Here is a 20,094-nt window from a genome sequence, read left to right on the forward strand (position 1 = left end):
GGTGATGGTTAAGCATCACGTTTAATATCAATCAACTACGCTTTATCTGGATGATAAAAAATTAAGCTGATGATGGCTTTTAATGGCGGGCCAAGTATTGATACTATACCAGTGCAGGCTAGCAAAAGCCGATGGATATGACATCCTGATATTGTTAGCGTAACAGTTATTATCTCCATATTACTCAAAGAGTCTTTATGGCATTAATAACTGTGGATGTGAAAAACCATAATTAAATCTATCGAGTTTAATGGTGATAGCATCAATAGGTTGTAGTGATTATGCTGCAGCTGTAATCCAAAACATCTAAGTGAGGAACGTAAATGAAAGTTGCAGATAATACTGTTGTAGTCATCGACTATACCCTGACAGATAACGATGGCAGCGTCATCGATAGCTCTGAAGCAGCAGGTCCATTAGCCTACCTTCACGGTGCGGGTAATATTATCCCAGGTCTGGAAGATGCACTGAATGGTAAAGAAGCAGGTGATGCAGTGAAAGCAAGCATAGAACCTGCAAAAGCCTACGGCGAAAGACACGAAGAATTAAAACAAGATGTACCACGCGAATTATTCAGCGGTGTTGATGATGTTCAGGTTGGTATGCAGTTTCAATCAGAAACAGAGCAAGGCCCAGTGCTTGTGACTGTTGTTGATATCAAAGATGAAACCGTCACAGTAGATGGTAATCACCCGTTAGCAGGTGTGCATTTGAATTTTGATGTAACTGTCCGTGAAGTTCGTGAAGCAAGTGCTGAAGAACTTGAGCATGGTCATGTTCATGGCGAAGGCGGTCATCATCACTAATAAGGATTTGTCCTTATAGTTGATGACTTAACTGTCTATGGAGAGACGGGCGTAAGCCCGTTTTTTCGTTTGGAATAGTGAATATGCAGGATTTAGAAACACTTAATCGTCTGTTTGGTAAAGAGGCTAAAGTGTGCTTTGTTGAGGGGCAAACAGGTATGCCCATCATTGAGGTAAGCACAAAAAAAGCTTCTGCGACTATTGCTCTCTATGGAGGGCAAATATTGTCGTATAAATCAAATGGAATGGAACATGATCTTTTTTATTTGAGTGACAAAGCCATCTACCAACAAGGCAAAGCGATACGTGGTGGTGTACCCGTTTGCTGGCCATGGTTTGGTGAAGATCCCAGTAATTTAGGTCGGCAAGCTCATGGTTTTGCCCGTAATTTGCTATGGAATGTGCTTGACTGTCAGTTACACGATGATATTGCTGAAATCACATTAGGTTTGGAATCTACAGCAACCAGTAAACAGTGGTGGCCGAGTGAATTTCGTCTACGCAAGAAAATTGTCATTGGTGATCAGCTCGATATTTCCCTGACTACTGAAAATAGAGGTGAAATACCATTTAGTATCTCAAAAGCGCTACACACGTATTTTTTGGTTGGTGAGATTTCTCAAACCATGGTGGTAGGTTTAGATGGGGTCGATTATCTGGATAAAACTTTAGACTTTTCTAAACATACACAGGTGGGTGACATTACGCCCTTTGCTGAGACCGATCGTGTCTATCTAGAATCTCCTGCTCATGTTCAGATTATTGACCAATCGTTGAGCCGAAAGATTGATATTGAACAATCTGGCGCAGATAATATTGTGGTTTGGAATCCCTGGACTCGAGCATCATTATTGAATGATATGGATGCAGACGATTATGGGCATTTTATCTGTGTTGAGACCGCCAATGCGCTGGCCAATAGCGTTATTATTGCATCTGGTGCATCGCATCAGATGCAGGTTAAATACAACGTAAGTTCAACAGCATCGTCACCTTAATGGAAGAGCTGTTTAAGACAATATGGAGTAACGAAACATGGTTATGGGCCTTAGGCATCATTTCCATCCTAAGTTTTGTTGCTTCATTAGTCTTTATCCCTTACCTGATTGTGAGAATGCCAGCCGATTATTTCACAGCAGAAAAGAGACATAAAACACCATGGGCTGATAAGCATATTGTTATCAGGACAGTACTTATTACGTTGAAAAACTGCTTGGGACTTGTGTTAGTGGTAATGGGACTAGCCATGCTAGTTTTACCAGGGCAGGGGTTGTTAACTTTATTTATCGGTCTGATCTGTCTGAATTTTCCAGGAAAATATCGTCTCGAAAAATGGTTAATTCAACAAAAAAGTGTCCAACGCTCAATTGACTGGTTACGGCAGCGTGCAGGCAGTGAACCGTTGAAGTATGACTAAATCAGGTCCATTGTTTCCGCAGTGATTCACGATGAATTTTTAACCATTGAATAGCGATGATAGGTATCGCAGACTGAATACGGCCAGTTTCAACCAGCTTATAAGCCTCCTCGAATTTCACAACGTTAACCGCAATATCCTCATCCTCTTCGGCAAGACCATGAACGCCACCCACCTCAGAGGTGTCTACTTTTCCACAGAATAAGGTCAGACATTCAGATGTACCACCGGGAGAGGTATAGAAAGCATTAATTTTCATCAGCTCCATCACTTCACAGCCAGCTTCTTCCTGAGCTTCTCGGATAGCGACGTCTTCTGGTGTTTCATTCTCTTCAACTGCACCAGCGACAATCTCAAGTAACCAGGCTTCTTCCTGCTGTTTTGTCAGAATGGCTCCGGCGCGGAACTGTTCAATAATCACCACTTCATCACGATAAGGATCATAAAGCAGCACTGCAACACAGTCGCCACGATGGAAAACTTCTCGATCAACAACCTGGCTCCAACCACCATGATAAAGCGTATGCTGGAGTGTGTATTTCTTTACGCTAAAAAAGCCTTTGTATACGGTTTTCTGATTGAGTACTTTAAACGACTTTTTAGTCATGTGAGTCTATTGTGGATGTGTTGTTGTAATGGATAAATGCCTGCTCATAGTCCATGCCCTTGAGTCGGCGAAGGACAGCAGTAAAAGTTGTCCCATCTTCTATGTGTTCAAGTTTTACAGGTAAATATGCAAGGGAAGGGGCACACCAGAGTGTGGTTTCACGTTTATTGTCCTTGTCACGATGGCGCGTGAGCTTTACGGCATCAATTTCACCCATGGGGGTTTTGATGCGTTCCTCACCCAATATGCGTATTTGATAGGTTTTTAGTTTGCCACCATCAGCAATACGATAAGTAATTTGATCACCTTTATGTTTGATTAAATCGCGCATCAAGCTGATTTGGTAGACCAGTTTATCAAGCGTATTGGGTTCGATATCCAATTGCCACGGATGTTTTCTATCATCAATCTGGGCTGTCATATCCAGCCAGTTAAATTTCATTTCCAGCCGTTTTTCTTTTTTACCACCTGTTCGAAGGTAGCGATAAAACTGTGGTTGTACCACGTTGTTTTTTAATCTCCACAAACTGGTTTCTTCAATAATGTCCGGTTTGAAGAAGGAAAATACGCCTTTGGCCTGGGAGATAGAAGTAAAGTGTCTGAGACCCGTCTGATCGGTTTCAAGGGTACGCTTTAATTCACCTGCTTGAATCCCATTTAATTTAACGGCGTAATTAGCTGAAAAGTCAGGAATATCTGCTGCCAAAGACACTTCTGAGGCAATGAGCAGCAAAAAAACACTGAACAATTTACGCATGATTAATCCTGTTTAGACTTCACCAGTTTTTGTATGGCAGCAGGATAGAGCTGATGTTCCTGCTCGAGCACTCTTGCGGCAAGACTTTCAGCAGAATCATCAGCCAGGATATTCACTTTTGCCTGCATAATCACGGGCCCATCGTCCAGTTCAGCTGTAACGAAATGAACACTGGCGCCATGTTCTTTTTCGCCAGCATCAATAGCACGCTGATGTGTATTGAGTCCTTTGAACTTAGGTAGCAGGGAGGGGTGAATATTAATCAATTTATTGCGATAGTGTTTAACAAATCCTGAGGTGAGAATACGCATAAACCCAGCTAAAATGACAAAGTCAGGTTTATAGTCATCAATCCGCTCAGCTAAAGCTTTATCAAAACTGTCTCTGTCAGAAAATGTTTTATGATCGACCACTGCCGTGGTGATAGACTGGGCTTTAGCATAGTCAAGCCCCGCAGCATCAGGACGGTTGCTGATGACGGCACTGACGGTCGCATCGATCTGTTGAGCATCAATGGCTTCAATTATCGAGCGCATATTGCTACCGCGGCCTGAGATTAAAATCACCAGCCGCGTTTTGTTTTCGTTGCTCATCATCGTTATTGGATATCGACTATTTCGTCAGCCGCATTGGCTGTTTCAATTTGACCGATTAAATTTGCTTGTTCGCCAGCACTATTCAGTACGGCTAAAGCTTCAGATACATCATTCTCTGCAACCACGATTACCATACCTATCCCGTTGTTAAATGTGCGATACATTTCTTTATCAGTGACATTGCCATTGTCTTGAAGCCAATCAAATACAGCAGGACGTTGCCAGCTGCCAGAGTCAATGACGGCTTTCACACCTTCAGGGAGAACACGTGGAATATTCTCCAGCAGGCCGCCACCAGTGATGTGTGATAAAGCATGAATACTGACATTCTCGTTAAGCTGTAAAAGTGATTTAACGTAGATTTTGGTAGGGGCCAATAACTTCTCCCCCAAAGTAGCACCATCAAATTCAGTTTTTAATGATTGACCGCTACGTTCAAGAATTTTACGGATGAGTGAGTAACCATTTGAATGAGGGCCTGATGCAGCAAGACCTATTAACTTATCACCAGCGGCCACTTTTGAGCCATCTATGACCGCTTCTTTTTCCACTACACCTACACAGAAACCCGCAAGATCATAATCACCTTCTTCATACATGCTTGGCATTTCGGCGGTTTCACCACCTACTAAGGCTGCACCCGCTTGCAGACAGCCTTCTGCTATGCCTGATACGACAGATTCAGCTATGTCTACGTCCAGTTTGCCGGTGGCATAATAATCGAGGAAGAATAAAGGCTCGGCACCTAATACAGCGATATCGTTGACACACATAGCGACTAAGTCGATACCGATGGTGTTGTGGATACCAGACTCAATCGCCAAGCGTAATTTAGTGCCGACACCATCCGTACCGGAAACTAAAACAGGCTGTTTGTATTTATCGACGGGTAGTTCAAAAAGACTGCCGAAACCACCTAAACCTGCCATGACGCCAGGTCGACGGGTTTTTGCTGCGTGGGGTTTAATGCGATCGACTAAGGCGTTACCAGCTTCGATATCAACGCCAGCATCACGATAACTAAGAGAGGTGCGAGAAGAGTCCACACTGTCGGTCATAATGTATTCCTGAAAATGTTGTGCATCACATGCTTAAAACAGCGTGTTAGAATACCACAATGCACCGATTATTTTATGCCCTTATTTTGTTGTTTTTCAGTTTCAGTAGCCATGCTGCTGAGGTGGATGATCTTTATCAGGCAACCGCTCCTGTCTCCACGCAACAACAAAAGGAACGCGACGAACTCGCACCGGAATTACTCAAGCAAGTCCTCATCAAAGTCGTCGGAAATCAATCCAAAGTTAGCGAAGCTAATATTGCTCCCGTATTGGCCAATGCACAGCAACTCGTAGAACGCTATGAATACATACGCAACAATATTGAAGCAGCGGATTTAACTCAGCCGGATCAGCTTTCATTGCGATTGAGTTTTGATAAAAATGCCGTTAATGATGTTATTCAAAAGCTCGGTTTGCAACGCTGGGGGAAAGTCAGACCTGACGTACTGGTATGGTTGGCCACCGATATTGAGGGTGAGCAAACCTTACAGGGTTTAGAAAATATTCCACAGTTTATCTTCAAATCTTTACAACAGGCAGCACAAGCGCGTGGATTGCCCATTCTTATGCCATTGATGGATTTGCAGGATCAATCTGCTCTGAGCGTTGAGGACATCTCGTCTATGAATGACGAGGCAATTCGAGCCGCCTCTGAACGTTACAGAGCGGATGAAATTCTGATTATCAATATGTCGGTCAGTAACGATACTGCAAAAATCACCTGGCAATCGGGTACTGATGAGTCGTCTCAACGCTGGAGCTCTGAAGGTTTAGTGGATGCTTCAATTAGTAAAGGCTTGGGTGTGTTGGTGGATACACTGGCGACAGAATATGCCCAACATAGTTTGCCTACTGATACAGGTAACACCTTCTCCATGCAGATTGATGAGGTAAATAATTACGGTGACTTTTCAAAAGTGATGGCCTACCTGAATCAAATCGATAGCATAGAAAATATTCGTGTTAACAATCTTGGCGACAATATTCTCGACTTAGATATCCGTTACAGTGGTGATCTAGACGTATTGAACCGCATCTTGTCTGTTGGAGGATTGTTAACTGAGTTGACGTCAGCAGAGCAGGCCATGACAGATAAAAAATATTATCGGTTAACCCCTTGAGCTTACGTGACATTCCTAATCTGATATCAATATTACGAATTTTACTGGTGATTCCAGTGGTATGGGCACTGGTAGATGAACGTTTTGCGCTGGCACTGATTTTATCTGCTGTTGCGGGTATTTCAGATGGTATTGATGGGTTTCTGGCAAAACATTTTCACTGGCAGTCTCGATTAGGTTCTATTTTAGACCCAATAGCGGACAAACTCCTTTTAGTGGCAAGCTTTGCCACATTAGCCTGGATGGATCTGCTGCCATTGTGGCTGTTATGGTTGGTGTTGGCTCGTGACGTGATTATCGTTTCTGGTGGCTTGGCATATCACTACTTCATCGGTGAGTTTGAATTGCTGCCCGTGTGGAGCAGTAAGATCAATACCGCTTTGCAAATCATATTGGTGTTATTGGTCATTATTTCGCAACAGTGGTTTGCTGAACTAACACTTCTTATCAGCATTGGCGTGTGGGCCGTGGTAGTGAGTGTGATTTTTAGCGGTCTTGAATATATTCTTACCTGGGGAAATAAGGCATGGAAGCAGAAAGCAAACCATTAATGAGTGATGCCAACAAATTTTTGTTAGTGGTGTTGTTCGTTATCGCAGGCTGGTTACTCTTTGAACTTTCTCCTGTGTTGATGCCCTTTTTTATTGCGACACTTTTTGCCTATCTGGGGGATCCCCTGGTAGATAAATTAGAAAGTTGGAAATTATCCAGAACCATGTCTGTCAGCCTGGTGTTTGCTGCTATTTTTATTGTCGTGGCCTTAATGCTATTGGTGATGCTGCCTCTATTAAGTGCTCAGATAGCAAAATTGTTTACTAACCTGCCTGATTATTTAACTCAGACGCAAAGACTCATCGAACCATGGTTGAACTCTGTGGGCTTACCTACCGATGTATTCAATTTCCAAACGGTGAAGCAGGCGCTCAGTCAATATTGGTCTGAAGTTGGGCAGGTCGCGGGAGGTATTTTTAGCTACATGACTCGCTCCGGTATGGTGTTGGTTCAGTGGCTGGGTAATTTAGTACTAATTCCTGTGCTCACTTTTTATCTCTTACGTGACTGGGACATTTTAGTAGCTAGGTTCAGAGAGTTACTACCACGACGTTATGCTGAGACCTTTATTGAGATGTCAGTACAATGTGATGATATGTTAGCTGGCTTTATGCGCGGCCAACTTATGGTGATGTTTTCACTTGCGGTGATATACACGCTGGGTCTTACTCTCATCGGTTTGGAGTTAGCTTTATTGCTTGGTGTGATTGCCGGTCTGGTGAGCTTCGTGCCATATCTAGGGCTGATTGTCGGAATTTTATTGGCGGGTTTGGCCGCATTTTTTCAATTTGGTGAATGGTTACCAGTATTGCAAGTGGCTATTGTGTTTGCTGTTGCACAGGCGATAGAGGGCATGGTGCTGACCCCACGATTTGTTGGTGAACGTATCGGTTTGCATCCTGTGGCTGTGATCTTTGCTGTGTTGGCCGGTGGTCAGTTGTTTGGTTTTACCGGTGTCTTACTCGCTTTACCCGCAGCAGCTGTGGCGATGGTGTTATTACGCTATGCACATCAACGCTATATTGATAGCCATTTATATTCCTAAGTCTTAGTCGAGTTTATGTCATTAGCTGAAACACAATTAACGCTACGCTTGTCTCCACAGGAGATTTACAGGCTAGATAACTTCTTGTTTGCCAAACAAGAAACCAAACATGCCTTGCAGACGTTTTGTCAGCTAGAAGAGCTGGATTTCTTATACCTGGCCGGTGAAAGTGGTACGGGAAAAACGCATCTTTTGATTGCTTGTGCTGAGTCCGTTCAGCAAATGGGAAAAAGGGTGATATATCTGTCCCTATCTGAGCTGGTAAAGACGGCAGAGCCTGCTGCCTTGCAGGCTATTGAGCAGGCTGATCTACTCTGCTTGGATGATGTTGATGCTATCGCTGGTTTGCCTGAGTGGGAAGAGGCGGTTTTCCATTGTTTTAATCGATTACATGATGCGAAAGGGCATTTGTTAGTGTCTGCACAACAGACGCCAGCGAATAGTTCAATTCACTTACCGGATTTGCGTTCGAGATTAGCGACAGGGCTTGTGTATCAACTGGTAATGATGACAGATGAACAAAAACAGCAGGCGCTTATTTTACAGGCACAATCTCGTGGGTTAATGCTGACAACGGATGTTGCCCAATATTTACTGCGTCATTATGGGCGTGATATGCCCGCTCTTATGGCGGTTTTACAAGAGTTAGATAAAGCATCATTACAAGCAAAACGGAAGCTGACTATTCCATTTATTCGACAAGTTTTGGCGAATGGCTAGGCAAACACTGACGTTAATTCTTACTGAATTCTCGGCCATTGTCGCCAATCCATTAAATCAATCTCTTTTACCCCAGTCGTTAAGAAAACTGATAAAAAGAGGCCAATTTATCGCGTCTGAAGATAAATTGATGCAGCGCTTAATAGCATTGTTTTCAAAAGAAACAATGCGTTGTGATGACTTTCCAATGGCTAGCTTAAGAGGCGGAACAGCGTTCAGTCTCTGTGTAGATCCATGTTATTTGCAGGCCGATAGAGATCAGCTGTTATTATTTCATCGAGGCTTAACGCTTAAGCCAACTGAAGCTGAGCAACTTATTGATACTATTGCATATCTCTTTGATGATTTAGGTGGGTCTCTGACTATGCATTCCCCCAATCAATGGTTACTGACGATGCCTATCAATCCAGATGTTGAATTTATGGGGCTTGATAGGGTGGACCATCATGCGGTGGTTGAGTTTTTACCTCGTGGTGCTGATGCGGGTTTATGGATCCGTTTATGGAATGAGATTCAGATGGCGCTATTTGATTGTCCGGTGAATCAAACTAGAGAAGCTGAAGGCAAAGTGCCGGTCAATAGTGTCTGGTTCTGGGGGAAGGGTGCCATGCCTACTGAGTGGCAGGCTTGGTCACATGTGTCTGGTCAGGATGAAATACTGGCGTCTTTAAGTGACCATAGTGGTTCGACATGGCGAGATGATATTCATGATTTTTCTAATATTCAGGCAAATCAGGCGCTTCATCTCGTGAACTTTGATTCAGATAAAGATTGGGCTTCGCAATTGGAAGCACTTGATAAAAATTGGTTTACACCTATCTATAAAGCATTGAAACGTTTTCAACTCGATAGCATCAATATCATTATTCCGGGCTGGGGACATTACCAGTTAACCGCTGCATCTGTCTGGAAAATCTGGTTATGAGTGTATTGCCTGACATTGTTAAGCGGTCTCATGATGGCTGGGAAAAGCTCCCTGAGACATGGCCAGACAGTTTGCGAAAAATCATGGCCGCACGCGGGATTACTGATGTGAAGCAGTTATATTTTGAACTGGCTGACTTACCTAGGCCAGAACAACTGCTTGGTATGCAGGCGGCGGTTGAATTATTAGCAACGGCGTTAAAAGAACAATGGAAAGTCACGATTGTGGCTGACTTTGATAGTGACGGTGCCACTAGCTGTGCTTTGGCGATACGTGGTTTACAGTCAATGGGGTTGAAACAGATTCATTATATCGTCCCTAATCGCTTTATCCATGGTTACGGGCTGACGCCGGCTTTACTTGATGATATTCCAGCGCTGGAACAGCCTGACTTACTTGTCACTGTCGATAATGGCATCGCATCCATATCAGGGGTAAAAGCGGCGCATCAACGTGGCATGAAAGTGTTGGTGACTGATCATCATCTTGCCGGTGAGACATTACCGGAAGCCGATGCCATTGTGAATCCTAATCAAGCAGATGATCCATTCCCTTATAAAAACCTGGCTGGTGTGGGTGTCTGTTTCTATGTGTTACTAGGACTAAGGCAGCATTTACGAACAATAGGCTGGTTTGAACAGGCGTCTGTGCCTGAACCCAAAGTGGGGGATTGGCTCGATCTTGTCGCCTTGGGGACAGTTGCGGATGTGGTCCCACTGGATAAATTAAATCGCACCTTGGTCAATCATGGATTGCAGCGGATTCGGCGGGGGAGAGGCTGTACAGGAATACAAGCATTGATTCAAATCGCCGGCCGTGAAAGAGAAAAACTGGTCTCTTCAGATTTAGGATTTAGTATAGCGCCCAGATTGAACGCGGCTGGACGTATGGAAGATATGGGCCTCGGCATTAATTTATTGCTGACAGAGGATGTTCAGCAGGCACTGAATATCGCCACACAGCTGGACAGTATTAATCTGGAAAGGCGCGCTGTTGAGCAAACAATGCAAGTAGATGCATTGAAGATGCTGGAACAGATTGATATTGAAGAAAATACCTTAAGGACCGGCTATTGCTTATTTGATGAAGACTGGCATCAAGGCGTGATTGGTCTCTTAGCCTCTCGCATTAAAGAAAAAACCTATCGTCCGGTGATTGCTTTCGCGCCTGGGAATGACGATGAAGTCAAAGGATCGGCTCGTTCTATTCCTGGCATACATATTCGAGATGTCCTAGCTCGTGTAGCAGCAAAATATCCTGAACTGTTAGAGCGCTTTGGTGGGCATGCCATGGCAGCAGGTTTAACAATAAAGAAAGGGGATTTAGCCCAGTTTAATCAGGCTTTTGAATCTGCACTCAATGAAATGGTGTCATCCGAGACATATTTGCAGCAGTTACCTTCAGATGGTGAACTAAGTGAAGCAGACTGCCAATTATCTTTTGCTGAGCTATTAACAGAAGCCGCACCATGGGGACAGGGATTCGAAGAGCCCAGGTTTCATGGCGTGTTTAAAGTAAGTCATTTTCGTCTGGTAGGGCAGCAGCAGAACCATCTAAGATTGCAACTTGAGATGAATGGGAACAGTCAAATCAATGCCATGGCATTTGGTCAGGATAAACCGAGCTGGTTAGCTGAAAACAGTTTAGTATTAGTCCGTTATAAAATAGCTGTGAACGAATTTCGTGGCCAAAAATCCTTGCAGTTCCTGGTTGATGAATTAATGCCAGCGAATACAGATACACATAACTGACCATCAGTCATATTAGGTAGATAAGCCATGTCCACTCATCAAATTGCTGTGTTTAGTGCCAAGTCATACGATGAACGCTTTTTATTAAAAGCGACTGTGCCTACGATTGAGTTTATCTGTCATGAAGTCACACTCAATCCATCAACCGCGGTGATGGCACAAGGTTATGAGATTGTCAGTGCCTTTGTGAATGATGATTTAAGCCGGGAAACCCTTCATATCTTAGCGTCAGGTGGCACACGACTGATTGCTTTGCGCTGTGCTGGTTATAATCAGGTCGATCTCAGAGCTGCTAAAGAATTAGGGTTGAGTGTGGTCAACGTTCCGGCCTACTCACCCTATGCAGTTGCTGAACATACTATTGCACTGATGCTGTCATTGAGCCGGAAAATTCCTCGTGCCTATAACCGTGTGCGTGATGGTAATTTCTCTCTGGATGGTTTGCTCGGCTTTGATTTTTACCAGAAAAAAGTTGGGATCGTTGGCGGTGGCAAAATCGGTTTATTAGTCGCAGAGAGGATGCGGGCATTTGGTTGTGAGGTGATGGTTTATGAACCTATTAATTCGCAACACTGTATTAAACAAGGCATTCAAACGTCGGATTTAACGACACTTGTGAAACAATCAGATATTATCAGCCTGCATTGTCCGTTAACCAGTGACACTCGTTACATGATTAATCATGACAGCATTGCCAATATGAAAGCGGGTGTTATGTTAATTAACACCAGTCGCGGTGCGTTAATGGATACACGGGCTGTGTTAGATGGGCTGAAATCTCAACAAATTGGCTATCTTGGTATTGATGTGTATGAACAAGAAGGTAGCTTGTTTTTTGAAGACCATTCACTCGATATTATTCAAGATGATTTGTTTCAACGCTTGTTAACCTTTCCAAACGTGTTAGTGACGGGTCATCAAGGTTATTTCACGCAGGAAGCCGTTCAACATATTGCCGAAACGACAGTGACGAATGTGTTGGCTTATCTCAACGGTGAACGTTTACAAAATAGAGTAGGCGTGTGACGGCAGTAACAACACTATTCGAGCGCATCGAAACGACGATGCCTGATTTTAAGGCGCGTCCACAACAGGTACAAATGAGCGAGTTTATTGCTCAGGCCATGTTAAAACCACCACAAAAGCGAATTGCTGTCGTCGAGGCACCGACTGGCGTGGGTAAAACTCTTGCTTATCTGACGGGCACGATTCAAACCGCATTGCTACAAAAGAAAACGCTGGTGATTAGTACGGCGACAGTTAACTTACAACAACAGCTTATTCAAAAGGATTTACCGCGCTTCTCTGCCGCGCTGGAAGAACCTATACGCTTTGTTCAGGTAAAAGGGCGTCGTCGTTACGTCTGTCCGAGTAAATTAAGTCAAACCGCTACGACTCCTGAACAACAATCCCTCAATATCGATGTAGATGAAAAGTATCAGCAGGTGCTTCATCTCGCCCAGGCGAAACAGTTGATGAGCGAGTGGGAGCAGGAAAGCTGGGATGGCGATCGAGATAGCCGTCGCGATAAAATTGATGCAGAACTGTGGCAGCAGATATCGACAGACTCAGAAGGCTGTGCCGGAAAAAGCTGTTCCTTTTATATGCGGTGTCCCTACTATAAATTACGTCGTGAAATGACGGCTGCTCAGGTTATCGTGGCAAACCATGATTTAATTTTAAGCGATGCCGATCTGGGGGGCGGACTGGTATTGCCAAATCCGGAAGAAATCCTGTTTGTATTTGATGAAGCCCATAACTTGCCACGAAAAGCGTTGGATCATGCCGCCAAAGCATTAAATTTTATTCAGCTTTATCAAACTACTGAAACAGCAGACAGTGTGCTGAAAAAAATTCCATCCGCTTTAGCTTATCGACAACATGATTTTGGTTATATGCTGTCAGAATTACGACGGGACTTACCGGCAGTCATCAGCCATCTGCAACAGATTGAGACGATTTTGCACAGTGATGGCGTCGTGCAGGATTTATTAGAAAAGCATATCAGTGAGCCGCGTATTTTCTGGAATAGTCCCTTGGTGAATGCCTTATTAATCCCGTGTCAGGGGGTATTGCAGCGAGCCAATTCCATATACAAACATTACTCGGTATTAGCAAAATGGATCAAAGAGGGACTGGAAAAAACACAATTATCCAATAAAGTGGGTGAGGCCTTATTGCCACAAGTGGGCACCGTCCAGAATATATTCGGTTACCTGATTGATTTTATGGCTTTATTTCTCGAGCCAGATCAGGAGGACCGCCCGCCTAATGTGCGTTGGCTTTCGGTGGAATCGTTTTCTAAGCAGCAAACCTTGGTCATCCATGCTGGCCCGATGACCGCTGCCTACTTTCTTGATCGAAGTTTATGGTCACGTTCCTATGGTGTGGTGCTGACCTCGGCGACTTTACGGGGTATGGGCTTGTTCCACCGTTTTAGACTTGACTGCGGTTTGCATCGCTTTGATGAACAGCATTTTCTCGCCGTGCCATCGCCGTTCAACTATCAAAAACAAGCGATCCTGCATATTCCTGATATGCGCTTTCAGCCAAATGAACAACAGCAGCAATGGCAACAGGAAGTCGTTACAAAACTGACCGATATTATTGATACAAAAGAGGCAACTCTGGTGCTGTTTACCTCAAAACTGGTCATGGAGGCGGTATACAGACAATGTCCAGCAGCAATTACAGCCATAACTATGGTGCAGGGCGATAGTTTGTCACCTAAAAATATGGTGCATCGGCATATTCGTCAGATCGAATCAGGGAAAGGCAGTATTATTTTTGGTTTGGATCGGTTTGCAGAAGGTGTGGATCTCCCCGGTCATTTATGCACGCATGTGATTATTACTAAACTGCCATTTCCTGTATTTACCAGACCTATAGAACAGGCGAAACAAGAGTGGATAATCCGTAAAGGGGGGCAGCCTTTCACTGCGCTGTCATTGCCAGCCGTGAGCGTAAAACTCATTCAGGCATGTGGCAGGTTACTGAGAAAGGAAACCGATTCGGGAAGAATTACTATTCTTGATAAACGTTTATTAACAAAAGGTTATGGTAAAAAACTGCTGGCACATCTACCCGATTATCAACTTGAACAGTCTTAATTGCTAATCCTGCAGGTCATATCTTCCCGTCGAGCAGGAAGCGCTTCCTAAATCAAAAGGATTTTCTGTCATGGCGAATGGGAGGTTCTGCTGCATCTATTTCATCCTCATTATTCTATTCTATTTCCTAAGCTAGATAGTCCTAGAACAACTGAATTTTATTTAACCTGAGGAAGGAATCTGAAATGAAAAAAACAACTCTTGCTGCTTTAACTGCATTGAGCCTTGTCGTAGCGCCTGCATTTGCTGATATTGAAAGCAGAACATTTTCTGAGCAATTACAGTTACAAAAAACACAGTTACGCCCACATGCTTTCAACTTTTTCTCTGACCGTTACATGCAAATACAAGCAAAAAAACAGCCTGTTGTTTTAAGTTTCAAAGAGCAGTTGGATAGCCAAAAATCACTGCTGCGCAAGCAACAGTTCAACCCTGTCAGTGATGCTTATTTACAGACGCACGCTCGTCAATCATAAGCACGTTTCAGATTGAAATAAAAAACCCGGCGAAAGCCGGGTTTTTTTATGCCTTATTCAGTACGGCTGGTGACTTCTAATAAGTGATAACCAAACTGTGTTTTTACAGGGCCTTGTACAGTTTTGACTGGAGCAGAAAAAACCACTTTATCAAACTCAGGCACCATCATTCCGGGACCAAATTCCCCTAAGTCTCCACCTGAACGACCAGAAGGGCATGAAGAGTGTTCTTTAGCAATATCAGCAAAATCGGCACCTTGTTCGATTTCACGTTTAAGTTCTAAACAGATTTCTTCACTATCAACCAGGATATGTCTTGCTGTTGCTTTTGCCATGTTATCTCTCTAATTTGTGATAAAGGCCGCATTATATCAGTTTAGGCAAATTTACGGAGGCGACTCAGTAAGGCTTGAGCTGTGACTTCTGATGATTGTGGGTTTTGTCCAGTGATTAATAAACCATCCTCACAGCAGAACGGAGCCCAGTCATCAGCTTTATGATAGTAGCCACCAGCGTCTTTTAATTCATCCTCAAGTAAAAATGGAACAACATCGGAAAGGCCCACAGCATCTTCTTCTGAATTTGAAAACCCAGTGACTGACAGGTTTTTAACCAATGGTTCTTCGGTGAGTGTTTTTACATTGAGTAACACGGCTGGTGCATGGCAGACTGCGGCCACTGGTTTATCTTGAAAGATGAATTGCTGAATGAGTTCAATCGATTTCTCAGAGACAGTCAGATCCCATAAAGGACCATGGCCTCCTGGATAAAACACCGCATCATAATCGTCTGCCTGAACACTCTCTAAGACCAGAGTATTGGCAAGTGCTGCTTGAGCTTCTTTGTCTTGCTTGAAGCGTGTTGTTGATTCTGTTTGTGCGTCTGGATCGTCACTTTTGGGATCCAGTGGGGGCTGGCCACCCTTTGGGCTGGCAAGCGTGATGTCAACGCCAGCATCTTTGAATACATAATACGGAGAGGCAAACTCCTCTAACCAGAAACCGGTTTTTTTACCTGTATCACCTAAGGTATCGTGAGATGTCAAAATCATTAAAATTCGCATGTGTCTCCCTTTTTGTATGTTGTCTTATGGGGCTGTATTGACCACTAACATTTGTGTGGCGCCTTTTTGAAACTGGTAGTCGACTGTCTGTTGTTTTACCTCGTGCCCTTGTCGACTTAATTCTTTTACTATTAAGCCTAGATGAGGTGAGGGTGTATTGTCCAACCCAACAAGAGGGTAGACTCTGACTTGGCTCGCAACTCGACAAAGTTCATGCATCGAATCGAGATGAAATTGAGCATCGAAATGTTCACTATATAAAAACAAAAAATGTGAGCATAGCGCCAAGTCGAACTGCTTATTTGCAAAAGGTAATTCTGGTAGTTGAGCAGAAATGTAAAAGGGAGATGATGCTGGCATGGCATAGTCATCTAAAAACAGTTGCATCGATCGCATTCTCTGCTGATACAAGGCCTCGGGATTAGCGAAAGCTGTCCAGAAAAAATCATCTTGATGTGCTTTTACCTGACCGATAACTTCCTCTGCCACCACATTAATACGTGTTTTAATCTCCTCAGCAGTAAACTGATAGAGGGGATCCACAGACGTGACCTTTGCCCCTTGTTTTCTTGCTTCAGTATTAAAACTGGCTGGTCCATCAGCACACGCCAATATAGACGATTGCAACTCACTTTCGCGAAGTAGAAACATGTCTTGATATTCCTGCAGACTTCGTCCCCAGGGCACGGTCGTATTCAGTTGCATATAAGATTGTAAGTATAGGTAGTGATTCTCAAGTAGCGTAATGACCACTATGAAAAATTATTTAATAATAAATGGTTATTCAGTAATGACTAAGGTGATATCTTCAAAATCGATTTCATCACCTGGGATAATTTTTCTGCGCTTGCGTGTTTCTAATTCACCATTCACAGAAACGAGGCCTTGTTCTATGAATAGCTTGGCCTCAGCACCACTGGCTGCAATACCTTCAAACTTAAGCACTTTATATAACTCTACGGGTGAGCTGGTCAGCTCTACTTCGATTGTCTGGGACATAGGTCGCTTCTCTCAAAAAATACCCATCATAAAGGGTATCTATGACAGGGTGATAACGATTTGTGAAGTCAACACCACTAATTTATCTCGTACTGTGAATTAAGTCGCGCACTATTAACTCAGATACTTATATATTGGCTGAGTTAACACGGAGTGTTTGTGAATGAAATTACTGGTAAATCTAATACAAATTTTGGTGATTGGGGTGATCATTTATCCCATCTTTTATATATGGGAGACGGAGCATATTGATAATTTCTGCCGTGAAATCAAACCAGGCATGACGGATGTAAGACTGATGGAAGTTGCTGATGAATATCATCTCAAGTTGAGCGGTTTGGAAGAAGGATATGTAGAAAAAGGGCATTGGTTGGCCGAAGTTAGAGCCAAGTCGACCATTTCTGATTACCGTTGTGCGATCAGCGGTATAGCCAATAAAGTCGCTAATGCCAGAATCATCGATGAAGAATAGACACCTTATCAAAGAGATAAGGTGTCTATTAGTCTTTTATGCACCAACGTAATTAATCAGAATACCCGCAGCCACGGCTGAGCCGATGACACCGGCAACGTTCGGTCCCATCGCGTGCATTAACAAAAAGTTATGCGGATCAGATTCCAAGCCAAGCTTATTCGATACACGAGCTGCCATAGGTACAGCAGAAACACCTGCCGAACCAATCAGTGGGTTGATAGGTTCTTTAATCAGCTTGTTTAACACTTTAGCCATGATGACACCTGATGCCGTACCAATAGCAAATGCGCCCATACCCAGAACCAAAATCCCTAGAGTTTGTAAATCCAGGAATTTATCAGCACTTAATTTTGAGCCTACAGCTAATCCTAAAAAGATGGTGACTGTATTAATCAGCGAGTTTTGAGTCGTATTACTTAAACGATCCACTACCGCACATTCTTTCATTAAGTTACCAAAACAGAACATACCGAGTAATGGCGCTGCATCGGGTAGTAAAAAGGCGACAAGAATCAGTAATAACAATGGGAAGACGATTTTCTCACGTTGTGAAACGTGACGCTGTTGTACCATTTTTATTTTGCGCTCTGATTCGCTAGTCAGCGCACGCATGATAGGAGGTTGAATTAATGGCACTAATGCCATGTATGAATATGACGCTACAGCAATAGCACCCAATAAGTCTGGGGCAAGCTTACTCGCCACATAAATAGATGTTGGTCCATCTGCACCACCGATAATACCAATCGCTGCTGCGTCAGCCAGACTAAAGTCAAAAATACCATAATGAGCTAAAACAACAGCGCCCATCAATGTCGCAAAAATACCAAACTGAGCGGCAGCTCCAAGAAACAGCGTTTTGGGGTTGGCAAGCAATGGACCAAAGTCCGTCATGGCACCGACACCCATAAATATAATGAGTGGGAAGGCACCACTTTCAATACCGACACTGTAGAAAATATGCAAAATACCATTGGCTTCTGCCAAACCAGCACCTGGAATATTGGCTAACACACCACCAAAACCAATAGGTACCAGTAATAACGGCTCGAAGTTTTTCTTGATGGCCAGATACAGCAGCAACATACCAATAAGAATCATGACACCTTGGCCTGGTGTCATTTGGTTAAAACCTGTTACTTGCCAGAGATGAAGTAGTTTATCCATAAGATCCCCCAATTAAGCGATAGTGGCCAGCTGATCACCGACTTTGACGGAATCACCTTGTTTAACAAAAATGGACGACACCGTCCCAGACTTGGAAGCCACAATTTGTGTTTCCATTTTCATCGCTTCGAGAATTAACAGGGTGTCACCTTCGTTGACTTGTTGACCGACGCTGACTTCAATTTTCCAGATATTGCCTGACAACGGCGCTTCAACGGGGTCACCTTCACCTGCCGGTGTACTCTGAGCTGGCGCGGGTGATGAGGATTCAACATGACTGATATCACCACCTTCATTCACTTGAACGACGTAACTCTGACCATTGACTTTAATGGTATAAGTTTCTTGTTCCTGACTTGCAGAACGATTGGCTGATGGTGTGTTATCGATAACAGGAACAGGTTCAAATGCATCTGGGTTGTGACGGTTTTTAAGAAATTTAAGACCAATTTGTGGAAACAGGGCATACGTTAAAACATCATCGACTTGATGTTCGCCTTCTGCCAGGTTAATTTGTTCTTCATCGGCGACAGCAAGGAGTTCGGTGGTGAGTTTTTCCATCTCTGCTTCAATGAGATCAGCAGGACGACAACTGATAGGCTCGGCGCCTTCCAGAACGCGATCTTGAAGCTCTTTATTGAATGCCGCTGGCGCTGCACCATATTCACCTTTCAAAATGCCGGCGGTTTCTGCCGCAATGGTCTTGTATCGTTCGCCAGTCAGCACATTGATAACGGCCTGTGTACCGACAATTTGTGAGGTAGGCGTGACTAGAGGAATAAAGCCTAAGTCTTCACGAACACGTGGAATTTCTTTTAAAACTGCATCCATTTTATCTAACGCATTTTGCTCACGCAGCTGACTTTCCATATTCGTCAGCATACCGCCAGGCACCTGTGCAACCAAAATACGTGAATCTACACCACGTAATGAACCTTCGAACTGGGCGTATTTTTTTCTCACATCACGGAAGTAGGCGGCGACTTCTTCAAGGAGTTCGATATTAAGACCCGTATCGCGATCCGTATCCTCAAAAATGGACACCACAGATTCTGTTGCCGAGTGACCGTAGGTCATAGACATCGATGAAATAGCCGAATCAACATTATCGATACCGGCTTCCACACACTTCATAATTGTGGCGGTTGATAAGCCAGTAGTGGCGTGAGACTGCATATGAATTGGGATATCAATCGTTTGCTTAAGGCTTTGAACTAATTCATAAGCCACATAAGGCTTAAGCAAACCAGCCATATCTTTAATACATAAAGAGTGGGCACCCATGTCTTCAATACGTTTAGCCATGTCTAACCACAAATTTAGATCATGAACCGGACTGATGGTGTAAGCGATAGTACCTTGAGCATGACGGTCATTTTCCAGCACAGCTTTGATGGCTGTTTCCAGGTTACGCGGATCGTTCATCGCATCAAACACGCGGAACACGTC

General features: G+C 43.7%; 23 protein-coding genes. 13 read left to right on the top strand and 10 right to left on the bottom strand.

Annotated features, from left to right (window positions below):
* Positions 1-323 precede the first annotated feature (323 nt).
* The 3 genes from slyD (at position 324) to B3V56_RS13540 (ending at position 2,223) form a co-directional block, all read left to right on the top strand.
* Positions 324-806 carry a peptidylprolyl isomerase gene (gene slyD / locus B3V56_RS13530; protein ID WP_286304465.1) on the top strand — a complete coding sequence of 161 codons (483 nt, stop codon included), beginning with the start codon at positions 324-326 and terminating at the stop codon, positions 804-806.
* Between the two features lie 83 nt (positions 807-889).
* Positions 890-1,804, top strand: a complete 915-nt coding sequence (locus B3V56_RS13535) for a D-hexose-6-phosphate mutarotase (protein WP_289282300.1) — start codon at positions 890-892, stop codon at positions 1,802-1,804.
* Entirely contained in the window at positions 1,804-2,223 is a 420-nt protein-coding gene (locus B3V56_RS13540) for a PGPGW domain-containing protein (protein WP_286304467.1), read from the top strand. Before B3V56_RS13535 ends, B3V56_RS13540 begins: the two co-directional genes overlap by 1 nt.
* 1 nt (position 2,224) lies before the next feature.
* On the opposite strand, the gene B3V56_RS13545 is transcribed toward B3V56_RS13540, so the two are convergent.
* The 4 genes from B3V56_RS13545 to purM are packed head-to-tail and all read right to left on the bottom strand — an operon-like array spanning position 2,225 to position 5,241.
* A complete protein-coding gene (locus B3V56_RS13545) occupies positions 2,225-2,830 on the bottom strand; it encodes an NUDIX domain-containing protein (protein ID WP_289282301.1) in 606 nt (201 codons plus the stop codon).
* On the bottom strand, positions 2,823-3,587 hold the full coding sequence (locus B3V56_RS13550) for a DUF3108 domain-containing protein (RefSeq protein WP_289284412.1): 765 nt from the start codon (positions 3,585-3,587) through the stop codon (positions 2,823-2,825). The genes B3V56_RS13545 and B3V56_RS13550 overlap by 8 nt, the downstream gene beginning before the upstream one ends.
* Before the next feature lie 2 nt (positions 3,588-3,589).
* Positions 3,590-4,183, bottom strand: coding sequence for a phosphoribosylglycinamide formyltransferase (gene purN, locus B3V56_RS13555; RefSeq protein ID WP_289282303.1), 594 nt, complete (start codon positions 4,181-4,183; stop codon positions 3,590-3,592).
* 2 nt (positions 4,184-4,185) lie between these two features.
* Positions 4,186-5,241: a phosphoribosylformylglycinamidine cyclo-ligase gene (gene purM / locus B3V56_RS13560; RefSeq protein ID WP_289284413.1), complete on the bottom strand. Its 1,056-nt coding sequence runs from the start codon at positions 5,239-5,241 to the stop codon at positions 4,186-4,188.
* 59 nt (positions 5,242-5,300) lie between these two features.
* Here purM and B3V56_RS13565 point away from each other — a divergent pair, with 59 nt between their 5' ends.
* The 9 genes from B3V56_RS13565 (at position 5,301) to B3V56_RS13605 (ending at position 14,941) form a co-directional block, all read left to right on the top strand.
* On the top strand, positions 5,301-6,362 hold the full coding sequence (locus B3V56_RS13565; protein ID WP_289282305.1) for a DUF2066 domain-containing protein: 1,062 nt from the start codon (positions 5,301-5,303) through the stop codon (positions 6,360-6,362).
* Entirely contained in the window at positions 6,359-6,913 is a 555-nt protein-coding gene (locus B3V56_RS13570; RefSeq protein ID WP_289282306.1) for a CDP-alcohol phosphatidyltransferase family protein, read from the top strand. Before B3V56_RS13565 ends, B3V56_RS13570 begins: the two co-directional genes overlap by 4 nt.
* Entirely contained in the window at positions 6,889-7,959 is a 1,071-nt protein-coding gene (locus B3V56_RS13575; protein ID WP_289284414.1) for an AI-2E family transporter, read from the top strand. Before B3V56_RS13570 ends, B3V56_RS13575 begins: the two co-directional genes overlap by 25 nt.
* 15 nt (positions 7,960-7,974) lie before the next feature.
* Complete coding sequence (gene hda / locus B3V56_RS13580; RefSeq protein WP_289284415.1) at positions 7,975-8,679, top strand: DnaA regulatory inactivator Hda; 705 nt, start codon at positions 7,975-7,977, stop codon at positions 8,677-8,679.
* Positions 8,672-9,604 carry a hypothetical protein gene (locus tag B3V56_RS13585; protein ID WP_289282310.1) on the top strand — a complete coding sequence of 311 codons (933 nt, stop codon included), beginning with the start codon at positions 8,672-8,674 and terminating at the stop codon, positions 9,602-9,604. Before hda ends, B3V56_RS13585 begins: the two co-directional genes overlap by 8 nt.
* The gene (recJ, locus tag B3V56_RS13590) at positions 9,601-11,355 is read left to right on the top strand and encodes a single-stranded-DNA-specific exonuclease RecJ (RefSeq protein ID WP_289284416.1); all 1,755 of its coding nucleotides are present in this window, start codon (positions 9,601-9,603) and stop codon (positions 11,353-11,355) included. The genes B3V56_RS13585 and recJ overlap by 4 nt, the downstream gene beginning before the upstream one ends.
* A 27-nt stretch (positions 11,356-11,382) precedes the next feature.
* On the top strand, positions 11,383-12,381 hold the full coding sequence (locus B3V56_RS13595; protein ID WP_289282313.1) for a 2-hydroxyacid dehydrogenase: 999 nt from the start codon (positions 11,383-11,385) through the stop codon (positions 12,379-12,381).
* Positions 12,378-14,465 (top strand): ATP-dependent DNA helicase DinG, encoded by a 2,088-nt coding sequence (dinG, locus tag B3V56_RS13600; protein ID WP_289282314.1) that lies wholly within the window; start codon positions 12,378-12,380, stop codon positions 14,463-14,465. Before B3V56_RS13595 ends, dinG begins: the two co-directional genes overlap by 4 nt.
* A gap of 185 nt (positions 14,466-14,650) precedes the next feature.
* A complete protein-coding gene (locus B3V56_RS13605; protein WP_289282315.1) occupies positions 14,651-14,941 on the top strand; it encodes a hypothetical protein in 291 nt (96 codons plus the stop codon).
* Between the two features lie 53 nt (positions 14,942-14,994).
* On the opposite strand, the gene B3V56_RS13610 is transcribed toward B3V56_RS13605, so the two are convergent.
* The 4 genes from B3V56_RS13610 to B3V56_RS13625 all read right to left on the bottom strand — a co-directional run bounded on the left by B3V56_RS13610 (position 14,995) and on the right by B3V56_RS13625 (position 17,003).
* Complete coding sequence (locus B3V56_RS13610; protein ID WP_286304482.1) at positions 14,995-15,276, bottom strand: peptidylprolyl isomerase; 282 nt, start codon at positions 15,274-15,276, stop codon at positions 14,995-14,997.
* Positions 15,277-15,317: 41 nt separating this feature from the next.
* Positions 15,318-16,004 carry a type 1 glutamine amidotransferase domain-containing protein gene (locus B3V56_RS13615; protein WP_286304483.1) on the bottom strand — a complete coding sequence of 229 codons (687 nt, stop codon included), beginning with the start codon at positions 16,002-16,004 and terminating at the stop codon, positions 15,318-15,320.
* Between the two features lie 24 nt (positions 16,005-16,028).
* A complete protein-coding gene (locus B3V56_RS13620) occupies positions 16,029-16,709 on the bottom strand; it encodes an SAM-dependent methyltransferase (RefSeq protein ID WP_286304484.1) in 681 nt (226 codons plus the stop codon).
* Between the two features lie 75 nt (positions 16,710-16,784).
* A complete protein-coding gene (locus B3V56_RS13625) occupies positions 16,785-17,003 on the bottom strand; it encodes an RNA-binding S4 domain-containing protein (RefSeq protein WP_286304485.1) in 219 nt (72 codons plus the stop codon).
* Between the two features lie 163 nt (positions 17,004-17,166).
* Here B3V56_RS13625 and B3V56_RS13630 point away from each other — a divergent pair, with 163 nt between their 5' ends.
* Positions 17,167-17,475: a hypothetical protein gene (locus B3V56_RS13630; protein WP_289282316.1), complete on the top strand. Its 309-nt coding sequence runs from the start codon at positions 17,167-17,169 to the stop codon at positions 17,473-17,475.
* Positions 17,476-17,511: 36 nt separating this feature from the next.
* Here the strand turns inward: B3V56_RS13630 and B3V56_RS13635 are convergent, their stop codons facing one another.
* Together B3V56_RS13635 and B3V56_RS13640 are read right to left on the bottom strand one after the other, a co-directional pair.
* Positions 17,512-18,645, bottom strand: coding sequence for a sodium ion-translocating decarboxylase subunit beta (locus tag B3V56_RS13635; RefSeq protein ID WP_286304487.1), 1,134 nt, complete (start codon positions 18,643-18,645; stop codon positions 17,512-17,514).
* A 12-nt stretch (positions 18,646-18,657) separates the two neighbouring features.
* A partial coding sequence (locus tag B3V56_RS13640) for a pyruvate carboxylase subunit B (protein ID WP_289284417.1) occupies positions 18,658-20,094 on the bottom strand: 1,437 nt, incomplete at its 5' end.

Origin of the sequence: Methylophaga sp. UBA2513 (genome assembly GCF_002341285.1) — a bacterium.
Taxonomy (GTDB): domain Bacteria; phylum Pseudomonadota; class Gammaproteobacteria; order Nitrosococcales; family Methylophagaceae; genus Methylophaga; species Methylophaga marina.